At 41.4% G+C, this 16398-nt stretch carries 13 protein-coding genes and 1 pseudogene; 13 read left to right on the top strand and 1 reads right to left on the bottom strand.

Annotated elements, in window-relative coordinates; genetic code table 11:
* Nucleotides 1–125: 125 nt before the first annotated feature.
* Nucleotides 126–1004, bottom strand: coding sequence for a hypothetical protein (locus H8S51_RS06930; RefSeq protein ID WP_186900567.1), 879 nt, complete (start codon nucleotides 1002–1004; stop codon nucleotides 126–128).
* A gap of 142 nt (nucleotides 1005–1146) precedes the next feature.
* On the opposite strand from H8S51_RS06930, the gene H8S51_RS06935 reads away from it, so the two are divergent.
* The 13 genes and pseudogenes from H8S51_RS06935 to H8S51_RS06995 all read left to right on the top strand — a co-directional run bounded on the left by H8S51_RS06935 (nucleotide 1147) and on the right by H8S51_RS06995 (nucleotide 16372).
* Nucleotides 1147–1323 carry an excisionase family DNA-binding protein gene (locus tag H8S51_RS06935; protein ID WP_015541244.1) on the top strand — a complete coding sequence of 59 codons (177 nt, stop codon included), beginning with the start codon at nucleotides 1147–1149 and terminating at the stop codon, nucleotides 1321–1323.
* Between the two features lie 36 nt (nucleotides 1324–1359).
* Nucleotides 1360–3669, top strand: a complete 2310-nt coding sequence (locus H8S51_RS06940; RefSeq protein ID WP_186900568.1) for a phage/plasmid primase, P4 family — start codon at nucleotides 1360–1362, stop codon at nucleotides 3667–3669.
* A 17-nt stretch (nucleotides 3670–3686) separates the two neighbouring features.
* Complete coding sequence (locus tag H8S51_RS06945; RefSeq protein ID WP_186900569.1) at nucleotides 3687–3926, top strand: hypothetical protein; 240 nt, start codon at nucleotides 3687–3689, stop codon at nucleotides 3924–3926.
* Between the two features lie 60 nt (nucleotides 3927–3986).
* A pseudogene (locus tag H8S51_RS06950) lies at nucleotides 3987–4865 on the top strand (phage major capsid protein).
* Nucleotides 4866–4915: 50 nt separating this feature from the next.
* A complete protein-coding gene (locus tag H8S51_RS06955) occupies nucleotides 4916–5140 on the top strand; it encodes an excisionase (RefSeq protein WP_015541248.1) in 225 nt (74 codons plus the stop codon).
* A gap of 110 nt (nucleotides 5141–5250) precedes the next feature.
* Nucleotides 5251–5460 carry an excisionase gene (locus H8S51_RS06960; protein ID WP_129974455.1) on the top strand — a complete coding sequence of 70 codons (210 nt, stop codon included), beginning with the start codon at nucleotides 5251–5253 and terminating at the stop codon, nucleotides 5458–5460.
* Entirely contained in the window at nucleotides 5460–6743 is a 1284-nt protein-coding gene (locus H8S51_RS06965; RefSeq protein WP_186900570.1) for a site-specific integrase, read from the top strand. The genes H8S51_RS06960 and H8S51_RS06965 overlap by 1 nt, the downstream gene beginning before the upstream one ends.
* A gap of 111 nt (nucleotides 6744–6854) precedes the next feature.
* Nucleotides 6855–8144 (top strand): hypothetical protein, encoded by a 1290-nt coding sequence (locus H8S51_RS06970; RefSeq protein ID WP_118443621.1) that lies wholly within the window; start codon nucleotides 6855–6857, stop codon nucleotides 8142–8144.
* Between the two features lie 199 nt (nucleotides 8145–8343).
* A complete protein-coding gene (locus H8S51_RS06975) occupies nucleotides 8344–8964 on the top strand; it encodes a hypothetical protein (RefSeq protein WP_186900571.1) in 621 nt (206 codons plus the stop codon).
* A gap of 91 nt (nucleotides 8965–9055) precedes the next feature.
* Complete coding sequence (istA, locus tag H8S51_RS06980; protein WP_118375804.1) at nucleotides 9056–10612, top strand: IS21 family transposase; 1557 nt, start codon at nucleotides 9056–9058, stop codon at nucleotides 10610–10612.
* Nucleotides 10609–11385: an IS21-like element helper ATPase IstB gene (gene istB / locus H8S51_RS06985; RefSeq protein WP_015520015.1), complete on the top strand. Its 777-nt coding sequence runs from the start codon at nucleotides 10609–10611 to the stop codon at nucleotides 11383–11385. Before istA ends, istB begins: the two co-directional genes overlap by 4 nt.
* 331 nt (nucleotides 11386–11716) lie before the next feature.
* On the top strand, nucleotides 11717–12223 hold the full coding sequence (locus H8S51_RS06990; RefSeq protein WP_241070943.1) for a low molecular weight protein-tyrosine-phosphatase: 507 nt from the start codon (nucleotides 11717–11719) through the stop codon (nucleotides 12221–12223).
* 402 nt (nucleotides 12224–12625) lie between these two features.
* Entirely contained in the window at nucleotides 12626–16372 is a 3747-nt protein-coding gene (locus H8S51_RS06995; RefSeq protein ID WP_241070944.1) for an alpha-amylase family glycosyl hydrolase, read from the top strand.
* The last annotated feature ends 26 nt before the right edge of the window (nucleotides 16373–16398 follow it).

Raw genomic sequence — 16398 nt, forward strand, 5'->3', positions numbered from 1 at the left:
CTTTTTCTATGAAAAATCAGTTGGGGCAACTTGTGGCAGAGGATTTAGGTTATTCTTATAGAGCCTATATAGAAAATAACCTATATTACTTGCCACATCTTGCCCCAGTGTGAAAACAGCCGTGGTCACGCCCAGAGGTTGTCATTTTCTTCCTGTATTTTCCTGTGATAAGCTGTGCGGGATTTTCTGCGGTTTCGTTCCTTTTTACATTCTGGATTGTCACAGTATTTCTGACGGTTTCCGTTCTTGATGAATAGGCGACCACAGCACTCACAGGTGGCAACACCAACCCGGTCTGCATAAGCAATCGGATAATCCGTAGGGATAGATACATATTGCGACAGGGCGAATCGGGCAGCATCAAATACAGAGTGAAAATCTGGCATGACCTTCAATTCTCCATTCTCATCTAATCCGAGCTTCATGGTTACTCCACTCATTTCATTCAGGTAAGCAGATATTTTACCGAGATGTTTCTGCATAGGAAATGAATTAAAATCTGCAAATTCATTTGTCCATGTGATCTGTGCAAGTTCTGCAGAAACATCAAGCTGTTCCAGACATTTTTTGAACATAAGGACAACAAGAGTGTCACGGTACAGTTTTTCTAAATCATCTCTCATCTTTTTTACAGCGAAAGTAAAACTTCCAAGAATATTGGTAGACACATTCCAATATTCTGCATCTTTATCTATATCCCATTTATATTCAGCAATAACACCGGATGCGTAGTAAGGATGTGCGTACTGCTGACACCATGAAATGATATCATCGGCAGCTGTGTTGTCATCTTTCCCATGGATGCTCTGATACAGATTGTTCAGGGAAAGCCAGAGTGCGTTTCCGTCCAAGCCATAGCCACGATTGAGCCGTGGCACATCTCCATCCCCCAGACAGGCAGTTATTATGATTTCTCCATCTTGTTCTGTTTTTTCATAATATTTGAAAGTTGCGGTCAGTCTTGCATCCGCACTCATTTTTCCTAAGCTGAAATCTTCGTTCATATTCTACCTCCATTCTTACCGATAGAACTTATTTCAAGTACGACTTCTTACCAATAGAAAATAGCTTTTGGTAACATTATAAAGTATACTGTGATAGAAAACAAGAGCAATTCATGTTTGATATGCAGAGAGGAGGATGGCTATGGATAAAGTCACGATGAGTGTACAGGAAATGGCGATGCAGATGGGAATCAGCCTGAGCAAAGCATATGCTCTGACCAGAGAGGCGGACTTCCCAATCGTCCGTGTCGGCAAGCGGGTATTGATTCCGGTTTCCGAATTTAAAGTGTGGTTATCGGCAAGAGCCACAGAAAAATGATGCACCGGGGAAAAAACGGGAAAGGAGGAGCACAGGATGTACGAGAAACTTCCAGAGCAGTTGAAAAAAGATGGATGGTTCTGTCTGTGGAAATATGAAAAAAGAAATGGACGCATGACCAAAGTGCCGTATCAGATCAATGGCAAAAGAGCGAGCAGTGCCGATAAAAAGACCTTTTCGGATTTTCGATTGGCAGTCAGTGCAATGGATGGGTATGACGGAATTGGAATGGGTGCATTTGATGATTTCTGTATGGTCGATATTGACCATTGTGTGTCTGGTGGAAGGCTGACACAGATGGCAGAGGACATCGTGGAGAAAATGGATTCCTATACAGAAATCAGTCCATCCGGCAGAGGAGTCCGCATTGTATGTAAGGCTTCTTACCTGTCTTATGATACGGCCAGATATTACATCAATAATCAGAAACTTGGTCTGGAAATCTATGCAGCAGGTGTGACGAGAAAATTCTGTACCCTGACAGGAAAGGTAATCCGGAATCGTGGTATTGAGGAACGGAGTGCTGAACTTGGCACAATACTGGAAACGTATATGCTTCGTCCGATTTCTAAGAAAAAGAACAGGACGCATGATGTTCCGGGAAGTTATCTTTCAGATGATTCGGTAGTTCGTCTGGCATCCGATTCCAGACAGGGCGAAAAATTCAAAGCTTTATGGAATGGCGAAATCTCGGATGAAAAGTCCCACAGTGATGCGGATATGGCACTTGCAAGTATTCTTGCATTCTGGTGTGGCGGTGATACAGAGCAGATGGACAGGCTGTTTAGAAAATCCGGATTGATGCGGAGCAAGTGGGATCGTGTGCAAAGTGGTTCAACCTACGGTGCATTAACACTGGAAAAAGCAGTAGCACATGCGTTGGATTTCTACAGACCGTATGCAAGGGCATCAGCAGAGAGTGATTTTGATGATATGCTGCAGAAGCTGCTAGAACTGAACGTGTCGGATAACAGCAGATACCCGTGGAACGACAACGGCTCAGGCAGATTATTTGCGGATGTGTATAAAGATATCGCAAGATATGTGCCGGAGAGAAAAAAGTGGTATGTGTATGACGGTACCCGTTGGATTCCAGACATTGGTGGACTGAAAACAATGGAGCTTGCAAAATCCCTTGCGGATAGTCTGGTCAGATATGCACTGACGATTACCGATGAACGCAGAAGAAAAGATTATCTGGAGTATTCTGCAAAATGGCAGAGCCGGAATTATCGCAATACTTATATCAGTGATGCTCAGAGCTTGTATCCGATTGCTATGTCTGAATTTGATCGCAACATTTATTACTTGAACTGCCAGAACGGAACACTGGATTTGCAGACCGGAGAATTTCATCCGCATACAGCACAGGACAAGCTGACCAAGATTGCCGGGGCAGCTTATGATCCCAATGCTGAGAACCCACGCTTCACCAGATTTGTTTCAGAAGTGATGAGTGGGGATATGGAGAAAGCAAGGTTCATGCAGAAAAGTCTTGGATATGGTCTGACGGGTGATACCCGCTATGAATGTATGTTTTTCTATTATGGTGCAACCACCAGAAATGGAAAAGGAACACTGATGGAAAGCACGCTCCATGTGATGGGAGATTACGGCTTGACCGTTCGCCCGGAAACGATTGCTGCAAAGCCGTCTGCCAACAGTCAGAACCCAACAGAGGATATTGCAAGGCTTGCCGGAGTACGGTTTGCCAATATTTCAGAGCCAAGGAGAGGCTTGGTACTGAATGAAGCACAGATAAAAAGTATGACGGGAAATGATACACTGAATGCCAGATTTCTGAATGAGAATAGTTTTGATTTCAAACCACAGTTCAAGTTGTATGTGAATACAAATTATCTTCCGGCTATCACAGATATGACTCTGTTTTCAAGTGGGCGCATCGTGATCATTCCGTTTGACAGACATTTTGAGGAATGGGAGCGGGAACAGAATCTGAAAGCGGAATTTTCCAAGCCGGGGGCAGTAAGTGCAATTTTAAACTGGCTGATTGAGGGATACACCCTCTTACGGGAGGAAGGACTGGTACAACCCAAAGCAGTAAAAGATGCCACCATGTCTTATCAGCATGACAGCGATAAGATGGAACTTTTCGTAGAGGAATTTCTGGAGAAGGAAAATGATGCGGAATGCAGGACTTCAGCCGTGTATCAGGCATACAGAAACTGGTGCAATGACAATGGATATTTTGCGGAGAACAGCCGGAATTTCAATCAGGCACTCCGTACAATCGGCTCGATAGTCCGCAGGCGCCCAAGGGATGGCGGAGAAAAGACTACACTTTTAACTGGATATCGGCTCTTGTGCAGAGATTTCTTCTGCTGAGAAAAAAGGAGATACACATGGGAAAACAGAAAGCAGCACCACCGATGCGGTTTGAGCCATCGGATTTTTCAACAGACAAGTACAGATGTGTGAATGTCATCAATTTAAGGGACAGATGCCCGGTCATTATCATGGCAAGCGAATCCTGTGACCAGCCTTATTACCGTGTGGTTGACGGGTCATTGGAGATGTTTTATCTGTCCTATTCTGAAGCAGTGGATTATTGCAGACAGAGTGGTTATATGACACAAAAATAATTTTTCAGGAGGTTTATTATGATTAACAGTACAGCTTATTATAACGATTTTTGGAACGAAATGAGAGGAAAACAGGCAGTTACGGACAGCCTTTATAACAACCGTGAAAGCAAGACAAATGCGTACCATCTGCCCGGAGAATCAAATAAAAAATATACGGCAATACTACAGAAAGAAAGTGTAGTCCGTCAGCTGGCAACCGTTGTGAATGCGACCAGAAGTGACAGCCGTCTTTGGACATTTGACTGTGAAGGTCAGGCTGAATGGGGCGATATGGTCAATCTGGAGGGCATGGATAACGAGGACGATTTTCAGAGATTTGAAGTACAGGCATACCGATTGTCCGAGCTTGTCAGACTTGGATTGGAGTTCGCTTCTGACCAGTCCTTTGCCATAGAGGATTATGTAATTGGGAAAATGGCACGTTGTTTTGGCACAAGCGAGGAACAGGCGTTTATCAACGGAACAGGGGAAAATTAGCCGACAGGTATTCTGCACGCCACTGACGGAGCAGAAACGGGTGTGACGGCAGAGAGTGATTCTGCTATCAGCTATGATGAAATCATCAAACTGTATCTATCCGTGGATAAGAAATACCGTAAACATGGTACATGGCTTATGAATGACGAAACGGCTCTGGCACTCCGTACCCTCAAAGATTCAGCCGGAAACTATCTGTGGAAAGAAAGTGATGAAACGATTTTCTCAAAACCTGTGCAGATTGTTGATTCCATGCCGTCTATCGGAAAGGGACAGAAAGTAATCGCATTTGGAGATTTCAGCAATTACTGGCTCGTTCAGCGTTTTCCGCTGACTATCCGCACACTGAAAGAAAAGTTTGCCATGCGTGGACAGGTAGGATATCTGGGATGTGAGTATCTGGATGGAAAGTTGATCCGTAAGGATGCAGTCAAGGTACTTCAGATGGCAGCAGACTAAGCAGTTGGGGCTGTGGAAATACTGCAGCCCGTATGGAAGGAGGATTGCACATGGCAATAGAAAAACATGATACTACGGAAAATACACTTGTCCCTGTGAGTGAAAAGTACACACTGACAATCAAAGAAGCAGCATCGTATTTTAATATCGGGACAAAGAAAATGCGTAGACTGGCAGAAGATAACAGAGGAAGATTTGCTGTATTCAGCGGAAACAGGTATCTGATTATCCGCCCGCAGTTTGAAAAATTTATCAGTGCTTCTTCGGAGATATAATTCCGTTTGTCTGCCGAAAGTAGTTGATATTATCAGCGTTCAGAGTGATATATAGTATGCCCCCGAAAACCTGTGAAAACAGCCACTTTTGGCAGAAAGGAAGTACTTTTATGGCAAGACCAAGTTTAGCAGAAAAGGATATTTTGAATCCTTCTGAGGCAATTGAATATTTTGTTTTGAGCCGGAGAAAATTTTATGATTTATTGAATAATACGGATGGAGAAGATTTTCTGGCATACTACGGAGAACGCAAGCTGATTCTTCGTGTAGCCTTTGAAAGGTATCTGCATAACCATCCAGAACTAAGGAGGCGGGTATAATGGCAAAGGCAGGAAGAGGACAGACAAGGCGGGACTCCAAGCGTAGAGTATTAAGACCGGGAGAGAGTGTAAGAGCAGACGGAAAATATCAATATAAATATCATATTGATGGAAAACCACATTTTGTATATAGTTGGAAACTGGAGCCTACGGACAAACTTCCAAAGGGCAAAAAGCCATGCCTTTCCCTTCGTGAGTTGGAAAAACAGGTAAACACAGATTTGGATTTACTTGTAAATATCGTGGACGGACAGATGACAGTCTGTGAACTTGTAGACCGATATTTGAAAACAAAGACCGGAGTAAGGCAAAGCACGAAACAGGGATATGTTACAGTGCAGAGATTGCTTGCGAAGGAAGCATTTGGCAAAAAGACGATACGGAGTGTGAAAACTTCCGATGCAAAGCTGTTCCTTATAAAATTGCAGCAGGAAGATGGGAAAAGCTACAGTTCCATTCATACCATTCGGGGAGTGTTGCGACCAGCTTTTCAGATGGCGGTGGATGATGATATTCTGGTAAAGAATCCATTTGGATTCCAACTTGCCGGAGTGTTGGTAAATGACGCAGTTACAAGAGAGGCAGTCACAAAAGAGCAGATGAGAAAGTTTCTAAAGTTTGTGCATGACGATGTGGTGTACTGTAAATACTATGAAGTGGTGTACATACTCTTTCATACGGGAATGCGAATATCGGAATTTTGTGGACTGACACTAAAGGACATTGATCTTGAGAACAGAACTGTAAATATCGACCACCAATTGCAGAGAACATCGGATATGCGATACCTCATAGAAACTACAAAGACGGATGCCGGAACAAGAGTATTGCCGATTACAGAGGATGTGGCACAGATGTTTCAGGCAATCATTGAGGACAGAAATGCACCTAAAGTGGAGAAAGCCATAGATGGATATAGCGGATTCCTGTTTTACGATGATAATGGAATGCCACTTGTTGCAATGCATTGGCAACACCGCTTTAATCATATGGTCGGCAGATACAATGACATTTACCGAGTACAGATGCCAAATATTACACCTCATGTATGCCGACATACCTATTGCTCGAATATGGCAAAATCGGGAATGAATCCAAAGACGCTGCAGTACCTCATGGGGCATTCGGATATATCGGTTACAATGAATGTGTACACGCATATCGGATTCGATGATGCTGAGGAAGAATTGAAACGAATGGAAGAATTCAGAAAAGCACAGGCAGAGATTGAAAAGAAGAATGATACAAAAGCTGTATCACAGAAAATGTTTAAAATAGTGTAGTATTGCTATACGGTAGAAACGCTCCGGGTTTATTGGGGCGTTTTTTCTATGGAAAAATGATGAGGGTGACGATATAATAAAAAGACTGAAAGAGAGAAAGTGGGGAATGACATGAAGATAAAGAAGCGAAATATAGAATTAGCTACAAGTGTAAGTATTATTATGCTTTTGGTATTAGCATATGTTCACTTTGCAGATGAAGAAGAATTGTTTCGTGTAGGAAATAGAATTGAGGAAATACTGCATATTTATACCAACATAAGCGTTGTGAAAATGCAATCTTTTATAGAGGTTGTTACATCCGGCGTATTAGGAAGTGCGCTTGTTGCACTGTTTTTTTATGTGCAAGATTATTATTGTGAACGAGAAAAGGAGTTGCACAATGCAATAGAACATATAAATGAATTTAGTAAGACTTATTCAGAAATTCCATTTTGTAGATACTTTGAAAATACGGATTATGCTAAATTGGCAAGAGATTATTATATAGAATATTATGATAATGAATTTCAGCTAGAAGTGAAAAAAACAGCGGATGATTATTTGAAAACAATTCCAAAGGCTGCTAGAAGAGTTTTGAAGGCTGAAATTAATAATAAAAAGTTTGGTGAGAGCTATGAAGCAAAAAGTAAATTAGAGAAGTATTTAACGGAGAAATTCAACGGAGTAGAAGCTGAAAGTTGTAAAGAATACATAGAAGCTGAATTAAAAACCATTATTAAGGAAATCGATTATAAAATGGAAAAAGCCATAAATGCTTATCAAGGAATTATGGAACTGGATATGTCAGAGTTTGAAAGTTTGGCTGACTCTGTAACAACATTTAAGAAATATGGCATTTTCAAGAAACGTTTTTTGAAAAAACACATGCTTGATATAGCAATATTTCCACATCTGCAAATTTCGATAAAGGATTTGGTAACAGAACAAAAGAGACATGTTAAGGTTCATAAAGGGGTGTATAATAAAGTGTTAGCTGCGTATATGGTTTGGGATGAGTATAAGTGTAACACAGAAAATGTTTTAAAGAGAATTGTGAGAATTTTAAAGCGTACACAAAAATACACATACTCTCAGTTTTCTATGCACAATTATTCTGAACTAAAAAAATATAATAAGAAAGAGTTATTGGTAATGCTTATGATTTTACAGAAAGCATTTTTGGGTACGGATACAGCACAAATTTTGCCAGAGTACGAGCCAATTTTGTTTTCTTATAATAAAGTTGTATATAATATTACAAATTTATCGAGAATATTATTATATGAATTAACGGAACGATATGAATATAGAGATATTCGCACTTTCGCAATGGTGAAAGATGCCTATGAAAAAAATCAACATATATGGAGTAATTCATATTCAGGTGAAGATTTAAATAGTGATTTTTTTCGAATATAGGGGCGGATATGCAAAAATCTTACATAGATGAAGAATGCATCTTGGGATGCTTGGAAAGATTGGTTGAAGAATATATAGAACAGGAAGATTATAAGTATAAATTTGATTTTTAGTTTTCAAATAATAATGAGGTTGAAACTTCTATTTTATCTAAAATGATTTTTATGAGATTACTAGAAATAGATAAAAGTAAAGTAAAATGCATTTTTTATCTACAATTAGGATTGATGAAACAAAAGTATCTTTTGATATAATGAACAATCCTAAAGCTTCAAAACGTGATTTTTATAGACTAGGAAGCATCGCAAAAAGAGTGGGTGCGAGTAATCTTTTTAAATGGGAAGAACTTAAATACACGATTGGGAATTTTGCACCGATACCCAATGCTCATAGGAAAGGTTTACGACATCTTCAATTTGTCCATAATAATAAAAATGAGAAATGGGATTTCTTATTAAGTTATTGTAAGGAATATTGGGATGATTACTCTTGTGATTTATATCCAACTTTTAGAGATTATATAATAAAAACGGCACAGCATTTGTATATTAAAGATGTATTGGAAGATTTTAAGTCAAATCTTAGGGGGCGGCAAATAGAGGATGTTAAAACAAATGAATTTGAAAATTGGGATAGCATATTAAGAGATAAAAGTAAAACGTGTGAACTAATTAGTTTTGGAGAAAAGACTACAAATATAGACAATATTGAAGAAATCATCGAACTAATATGCTTGTTGATTATTCCGGAGCTCTCTGAGCCACCTGTCCGGACTTTGGGAGCCACCATTCCGGAGAATGAGAGCCACATATTCCGGTAATTCAGAGCCACATTTAAACGCTCTATTACATATATTTCCTTTACCTGTATTCACACCATTGGTGTGAATACAGGTAAAGGAGGTCACAATTATGACCAAGTATCGTGAAATCCTACGCTTGCAGAGCTTAGGATTCAGCGAACGGAACATCGCACAGAGCTGCGGTGTATCCAGGAACACAGTCGCCAAGGTTTTGAAAAAGGCAGCGGAAATAAATATTTCATGGCCGCTGGATTTTGACATGACCGACAGCGCACTTGAGGAGCTTATGTTCCCAAAGGATAAGTCAGTAACAAATAAACGCATGCCTGACTTTGACTACATTCGCAAAGAACTTCTGCGAAATGGAGTCAACAAAAAGCTTCTCTGGGTAGAATACTGTGAGGAGTGCCGTATGAGCAACGAAGAGCCGCTCATGTATTCCCAGTTCTGCTACTACATCCAAAAGGATGAAGAGAAACGCAGGGCTACCATGCATATCCCGAGAAAGCCTGGTGAACAGATTGAAGTTGACTGGGCAGGTGATCCCGCCCACATCTTTGATCCGGACACCGGAGAGATCACAGAGGCATGGATCTTTGTAGGGGTACTGACTTACAGCCAGTATGCTTTTGTAAAAGCATACATGAATGAGAAAACAAGCAACTGGATTAAAGCTCATGTCCAGATGTTCGATTTCTTTGGCGGTGTAACACCCATGCTTGTCTCCGATAACTGCACAACAGCAGTGAATCATGAAAAGAGCGACTGGTATACCACGTCATTAAACACAACTTACCATGAGATGGCAGAACACTATAATCTTGCCATCATTCCGGCCAGAGTCCGGAAACCCAAGGATAAACCAAATGTAGAAGGATCTGTAGGAAAGATATCTACTTGGATAACTGCAGCCCTTCGTAATGAACAGTTTTTCTCGCTTGCAGAATTAAATGATTCTATCCGGGAAAAACTGAATGCCTACAATGCTCGTAAATTCCAGAAAAAGGAATGCAGCAGGCTCAGTTTATTTCTTGGGGAAGAAATGCCGTTACTGGCTCCGTTGCCTGCTACACCCTTTGAACTGGCTGAGTGGAAACAAGCCACTGTCCAGTTCAACTATCACATCGCAGTAGACAAGATGTACTACTCCGTGCCTTATCAGTATATCAAAAATAAGGTAGATGTGCGTATAACAGATACAACGGTTGAAATATTTTATAATCACAATCGAATTGCCTCTCATAGGAGACTTCACGGAAGGAGCGGCCAGTATTCCACTGTGACGGAACATATGCCGCAGGAACACCAGAAATATCTGGAATGGAACGGCGACAGGTTCCGCAAATGGGCAGATTCGATTGGAATTAACACAAGTAAGGTTGTCGATGCAATACTTACCTCCGGCAGGGTTGAACAACAATCCTATAGAAGCTGTATGGGATTGTTAAAACTGGCAGAGAAATATTCGCCTGAAAAACTGGAACAGGTCTGTGCCAAAGCACTTTCTTATTCTGCTAAACCCAGCTATAAAAGTATCAAAAATCTATTGGCTGCAATGAAAGACTCACCAGATGACATATCGAATGCATCAAAGGAATCTCAGACTGTTGAAAAGCCACATGGCATCACAAGAGGTGCCAGATACTATGGAGGTAAACGATCATGACAAATCAAAGTACAATCGATAAACTTATCGAAATGCGCCTGACCGCTATGGCAGATGCATTCCGTATCCAGATGGATGATCCTACAATGAAGGAAGTGCCGTTCGAGGACCGCTTCGGTATGCTTGTTGATATCGAGTACAGCAATCGCAAAAATAACCGGTTGAAAAGACTGATCCGGCAGGCTGAGTTCGAACAGCCGGATGCCAGCATTGCAGCAATTGATTACCAGTCCGGTCGGAAACTGAACAAAGCACTGATCAGCCGTCTGGCAACTTGCGAATACATTACAGAATACAGGAACATCTTCATTACAGGTGCCACCGGAAGTGGTAAAACTTATATGGCCTGTGCTTTTGGCATGGAGGCCTGCAAACACTACTACACAGTACGGTATGTGCGGCTTCCTGATTTATTACTGGACTTACAGGCTGCCAGAGACAGCGGAACTTTTTCAACTGTCCTGAAGAAGTACACCAAGCCAGTAGTACTGATCATTGACGAGTGGCTTCTCCTCAAACTGACGGAAGCTGAAGCCAGAAACCTTTTTGAACTGATACACAAAAGACGCAAGAAATCATCCACGATCTTTTGCTCGCAGTTCCGCGAAAGTGAATGGTACCAACAAATCTGTGGCGGTGAAAGTACCCTGGCAGATGCCATTATGGATCGTATAACGTATGACTCATATAAAATCGATATTGAAAGCATTGATCCATCCAAAGATCTCTCTATGCGAGAGGTATATGGATTAGATCCTGCAATGGCAAAGTAACTTATCACTACAGAGAACGGAGTGGCTCCGTTAGTCCGGACAGGTGGCTCTCGCCACACCGGACAGGCGGCTCCGCCGCACCGTAATATTCACTTGTTGACTAAAACTAGGGGAAGGATGATAATTTCATTGTTAAAGAAGAAAAATCCTTAGTAGTAAGCCTTTTCCTTTTACTACTATTTCTACTACCAACAGGTAGTAACAACTTGCATGGTTCTGCTCTGATTTGCCACAATCACACATTTCAGAGCAAAAATACAAACAACAACAAAATTCCCGGAAACCCTTGCAAAACAGGGCATTCCAGGGCAATTCAAGGAGAATAAAAGCTATGATAAAAATACTTTTCATCTGCCACGGCAACATCTGCCGTTCCCCAATGGCCGAATTTATATTAAAAGATATGGTATCAAAGCGTGGTATAGCCGACCAATTTGAGATCGCTTCCGCTGCCACAAGCACCGAAGAAATCTGGAACGGCACCGGCAACCTGATCTATCCGCCGGCGCAGGCGGAGCTGAGGAAGCATGGGATCGGGAAAACAGCATACACAAATTTTTCAAAAAAACGTGCACGGCAGGTAACAAAAGAAGATTACGGGTATTATGACTATCTGCTCTGTGCAGATGCAAACAACATCAAAAACACCATACGCATCACGGGACAGGATGTCGATGGCAAGATAAAACTTCTTTTGGACTTTGCTACGGATCCCAAAAGAAAAGGAAAATCCATTTCAGATCCATGGTATTCCGGCAGGTTTGACGAGACCTACCGGGATGTTGTTTGCGGTTGTGAGGGACTGCTCGCATACTTGAAAGAAACAGGGCAGATCTGATAAAAAAATATTGAGAAAGACAGTGTCGATGATATCTGTCCGTATCTGCCACGAAAGTCAGTCAGACCAAAATCTGACAATGAAAGGGTGGAATCGGTCAGAACAGGAGACACTGTTTTTTATTGCCCAAAAGTAACAGAAAAAATATTTTCGCATATTTTCGCCTGAAGTCAATACCCGAATAATTCATAAAAATCAATTTGCAAAATTGGTCAAACAGACGAAAATAGAATTAAAATACGAAAACAACTTGTATAAATCAACGAATAAATATAAGATATAGAAGTACGAAAAAATACGAAAATTTGAAAGAGGGGGAGAGGGACATGTATAAGACCGGTTAATGATCTTATCCGGCAAACTGGGGTATGATCGAAAATCGAAAATGGGGGACTTTGAAAAATGAGAAACAAAAAGATTTTACAGAAGGCCGCTAAGAAATCACTTAGCTGGCTTTTAATTTTAGGTATGCTGGTAACGTTACCAGAGACGCCGGGAGCCATATCTGCAGCGGCGGCGGAGCTTGAAACGGGGACAGAAGAAACGGTACATGAAGAATCCAGCGATGCAGATCGTATGGAAGAAACAAAAAATGCTGTGACAGAAAAAACCGGGGAAACAGAGACGAAAGCAGATACCGCGGTACAAGAAGAAACTGGTACAAGTCAGAGTCAGGAAACGAAAGAGCCGGAAACAGAGACCCAAGATGCAGAAGCAGAGAACGAAGATGCAGAAACAGAGGATGCGGAAGCAGCAGTAACAGAAGCAGCAGTAACAGAAGCAGAGACCCAAGATGCAGAAACAGAGGCACCTGTAACAGAAACAACGGAAGATGAGACTGAATTATCCGAGGAAACAGAAGAAACGGAAACAGAGCAGGAATTAAAAGCTGCAGAAGGATCGATGAACCTGACACTGCATTTTGATAACAGTGCTGCAAAGTATAAAACACCTGCACTGCAGTTTTGGGGAGATGATAATACTGTCGTATCCGGTGCAGTTAAGACAGATCAGGAAATTACCGGTTGGGGAGAAGCTGTCGGACAGATTTTAACGCAGGATAAAGGCGGTGATTTCTATAGTGTAACTTTACAGGGTAATTTTACCGGATTTCAGTTTTTAGATTATGATACACCATCCCAGAATACAAATGGTCAGGGATTTGTCAGCACCATGAAAGCATACACAGATGAAACACCGACAGATCTCTATTACATCTGCAAAGACGGTAACTGGGGCTGGTATTTAGATGCAGCAGGCACAGAAGCCTTAAAAGAGCCGGAACTTGTTTACCTTACCATGCATATCAAACCGGAAACGAAATGGTCAAAGCCGGCAATGCAGCACTGGAATGACAAATTGACTATCACTGATACAAAAGGTCAGGAAACGATTACAGGATGGGGTGTTAAAGGAGATCTTTTCACAGCAGAAGAGAATGGATTTTACAAACTCACTGTCAAAGGAACATTCGGAGGCTTTCAGTTTGTAGATGCAGATAATGCGGATGATACAAAAACAGGTGACAATACTTACGACAAACTGTTGGATAAATTTGTAGCAGAAACGCCAACCGATGTATATTATATCCAGAAAGACGGCACCTGGAACTGGTACATGGATAAAGATGGAACAATTACACTTGCTTCCACAAAAGAGGTATCGGACCAGGCAGTCGACAATGCAGATGGAACTACCACATTCACGGCTGTTGCAGAAAATGTAAAAGATAAAGTAAAGGTTGTTTATGGTAAAAAATCAGAGGTGGAGGAAAAAGGAACTTCTGCATTAAAGACGGTTACCATGACAGCAGATAAAAGTGTTGCAAATGCATATACCACGGATGCGATTTTCCTTGGAGATGATGCATTGGACATCGTATATTACATCGAAGTAGATGGTGTAAAAAAAGACATTGAAACATCCGCTGGTGTTACAGTTGGAAAAGATACTTATCTTTCTTATACCAGAGATAAATTTACCGGCAGAATGGTCTGTGTACCGGGTACATTTCCTGGAAAAAGCTGGGATGCAGCATCAAATATAATGACATACATGGGAGAGGGGTTATATTCCTATACATTTAAAAATGTTCCGGCGGCAAATTACGAGTACAAGATTGCGATGGGTAACTGGAGAGAAAGCTATGGTGCAGGCGGTGCTGCAAGTGGATCGAATATTGCAGTAACGGTGACGGAACCACAGGATGTTACCATTTACTATTCAGATTTCAGCCACTATTCAAAATGCAGTATCGATTATAAGTTCGGGGCAAGCCTGTCATTGCAGGGAACAGGGATTCCATCGGATACAAAATTTTCTGACAGCAGACTGACCGGAATTTACAGTGCGACTGTGGAAAATATGGAGGCAGGTACTTATTCCGATACAAAGATCGTATCGGATGATGAGACGGTTGAAATGGAAACATATACCGTAGATACCACGAAAGATGTGACATTCTATTACGATCCGGAATCCGGCATCTATTATTCAGATGCTTCCGACAAGGAGGTTGCAACGGAAAAACTGGTATTTGATTCTAAGGACACTGCCTACAAATCAGTATATGGTGCAGTGGCAACCGGGGAGGAAGTTACCTACTCCATCGATACCGGAGATGATGTTACTGCAGTCAAACTGGTTGTAAAAGGTGTGGAAAAGAAAACACTTTCCATGAAAAAAACAGCGGGTGCGGAAGATGGAAAACAGAGATGGTCTGTTATTACAAGCTATGACAGACATGGAGAATACCAGTATTTCTTTGCAGTATATAATGAGACGGCAGTGGTAATGTATGGCGATGATGACGGATATTACGGAACCGGTATGGCAACAGATTTATTAAGCCTGTTACCGTATGATCAGATCGTATATCAGTCAGGTTATGAGACACCGGACTGGATGAAAAATGCAGTGATCTACCAGATCTTCCCAGATCGTTTCTATAATGGCGATGTGACAAACGATACCATCACTTCGGATGCAAGAGGTTCGATGCAGTATGAATATATGAATGACTGGTATATTTTGCCGGAGAATCCGGAGCAGGTCACATTACATCCGGATACATATCCAACTTATGCATACAAGGGAGATGGAAACTGGAGCAATGAGATTTATGGTGGAGACTTAAAAGGAATCACCAAACGGATCGATTACTTAAAAGCACTTGGTGTTACCGTGATCTACTTAAATCCGGTATTTGAATCTATTTCCAGCCACAGATATGATACAAGCGACTATAAAAATATTGATCCGATCCTTGGAACACTTGGAGATTTTGAGGAACTGGTCAGCGTAGCAGAAGCGAATAATATGCATGTTGTATTGGATGGTGTATTCAATCATGTATCGGATGATTCTGTTTATTTTGACCGTTACTATGAGTATCTGGAAGATGGAACCGATACGATCGGAGCTTATCCTTACTGGGCATATGTATACGATGCCATGAGCGAGAAAAAGATTTCCAAAGAGGAAGCAGAAAAACAGGCAAAAGAATATTTTACGGCAGAGTATGGAATTACAAACTATGACTATACAGAATGGTTTGATGTATTTTCCGATACAACTTTAAAAGATGACAATGACGATGAAGTATGTGATTCCGTAGGACTTCGTGCCGGAAAACCAGTATATGGTTATGATGGATGGTGGGGTTATGACTCCATGCCGATCATCAAGGCAACGAACGGTTCCGAATATCAGACCGGTACCTGGGCAGAAGAAGTAATCGGAAAAAATGAGACAAGTAAGACCGCAGATAACAGTGTAACACAGTACTGGCTGTCAAAAGGAATGGACGGATGGAGACTCGATGTTGCCAATGAAGTATCGGATGAGACCTGGCAGCACTTCCGTAAATCCGTGAAGGCACTTGACAGTGATAACGTGATCATCGGAGAAATCTGGACGGATGCGGTAAAATATCTGATGGGTGACATGTATGATTCCGTTATGAACTATATGTTCCGTGGAGCAGCGATCGCTTATGCAAAGGGCGGGAATTCCGCAGATGCATTAAATACTTTAGAGCGTTTGAGAGAGCGTTATCCGAAAGAAGCATTTTATGCAATGATGAACCTTGTTGACTCTCATGATACAACACGTTTGTTATCTTACTTTGATATTGTCAATATTGGTTGACACATTTATCTCAAAGATATCATTTC

This window comes from Roseburia rectibacter (assembly GCF_014287515.2).
In the GTDB taxonomy this organism is placed as follows: Bacteria; Bacillota; Clostridia; order Lachnospirales; family Lachnospiraceae; genus Roseburia; species Roseburia rectibacter.

Excerpts from the sequence above, each read along its gene's own strand:
- H8S51_RS06930 (WP_186900567.1), bottom strand. The coding sequence starts at position 1,004 with ATGAACGAAGATTTCAGCTTAGGAAAAATGAGTGCGGATGCAAGACTG.
- H8S51_RS06935 (WP_015541244.1), top strand. The coding sequence starts at position 1,147 with ATGGATAAAGTCACGATGAGTGTACAGGAAATGGCGATGCAGATGGGA.
- H8S51_RS06940 (WP_186900568.1), top strand. The coding sequence starts at position 1,360 with ATGTACGAGAAACTTCCAGAGCAGTTGAAAAAAGATGGATGGTTCTGT.
- H8S51_RS06945 (WP_186900569.1), top strand. The coding sequence starts at position 3,687 with ATGGGAAAACAGAAAGCAGCACCACCGATGCGGTTTGAGCCATCGGAT.
- H8S51_RS06955 (WP_015541248.1), top strand. The coding sequence starts at position 4,916 with ATGGCAATAGAAAAACATGATACTACGGAAAATACACTTGTCCCTGTG.
- H8S51_RS06960 (WP_129974455.1), top strand. The coding sequence starts at position 5,251 with ATGGCAAGACCAAGTTTAGCAGAAAAGGATATTTTGAATCCTTCTGAG.
- H8S51_RS06965 (WP_186900570.1), top strand. The coding sequence starts at position 5,460 with ATGGCAAAGGCAGGAAGAGGACAGACAAGGCGGGACTCCAAGCGTAGA.
- H8S51_RS06970 (WP_118443621.1), top strand. The coding sequence starts at position 6,855 with ATGAAGATAAAGAAGCGAAATATAGAATTAGCTACAAGTGTAAGTATT.
- H8S51_RS06975 (WP_186900571.1), top strand. The coding sequence starts at position 8,344 with ATGCATTTTTTATCTACAATTAGGATTGATGAAACAAAAGTATCTTTT.
- istA (WP_118375804.1), top strand. The coding sequence starts at position 9,056 with ATGACCAAGTATCGTGAAATCCTACGCTTGCAGAGCTTAGGATTCAGC.
- istB (WP_015520015.1), top strand. The coding sequence starts at position 10,609 with ATGACAAATCAAAGTACAATCGATAAACTTATCGAAATGCGCCTGACC.
- H8S51_RS06990 (WP_241070943.1), top strand. The coding sequence starts at position 11,717 with ATGATAAAAATACTTTTCATCTGCCACGGCAACATCTGCCGTTCCCCA.
- H8S51_RS06995 (WP_241070944.1), top strand. The coding sequence starts at position 12,626 with ATGAGAAACAAAAAGATTTTACAGAAGGCCGCTAAGAAATCACTTAGC.